The sequence below is a fragment of the Proteus sp. fly-1008 genome (assembly GCF_040140305.1).
Classification (GTDB): Bacteria; Pseudomonadota; Gammaproteobacteria; order Enterobacterales; family Enterobacteriaceae; genus Proteus; species Proteus vulgaris_B.
Genome location: NZ_JBEEWH010000058.1, coordinates 1 through 562 on the forward strand (window position 1 = coordinate 1; position 562 = coordinate 562).

The 562-nt window shown below is 44.1% G+C and carries 1 protein-coding gene; it reads left to right on the forward strand.

Features of this window, described 5'->3' with window-relative positions; genetic code table 11:
• Positions 1-330, forward strand: a 330-nt coding sequence (locus ABN256_RS19160) for a hypothetical protein (protein ID WP_349439943.1), incomplete at its 5' end; no start/stop codon positions are given.
• Positions 331-562 lie beyond the last annotated feature (232 nt).

Below are 562 nucleotides of genomic sequence, written 5' to 3' on the forward strand. Positions count from 1 at the left end.
ACTAAAGCCGACAACTGGGCCATGCGTGCTTTATTTGCTATTGCTAACGGTGGTATCGATATCGAAGGCATTAACCCGAACATGGGTATGCTGGGAATGGCTCAGGTGGCGATTAAGGCGTTATCTGGCATTAAGCCTGATGTTGGTATTCCGTTACTTGACGAGTTGTTAGAGTGCGTCCAAGTTCTTCCTAGTAGCGGTAATGCGCGAGCGTTGATTATCGACTCAGATATTAAAGATTTAAGTACGATGTTCAAACTCCGCAAAGAAGTGTTAGCCATCCATATTGATTTTTTAACTCAAGGCGGTGGGTCAGACTTGAAAGGCTAAAGGCTGGTCTACCGCTAAAGGATGGCGTACTCGCTGAAACCGCTAATGTGTCTAGTGTGGTATCTCAGGTTATTACATCTGGTCACGCCACACTGCATGAACTATCAACGGTATACAGTCTTGAGGACTGCATGAATTTGATAGAGATACATCAGGTCAGCGAGTACAACAAGCAATTAATGAAAGAACTCAGTGAGTCTGAGTAAGTGCCACAAATGTGGCTTTTTTATTG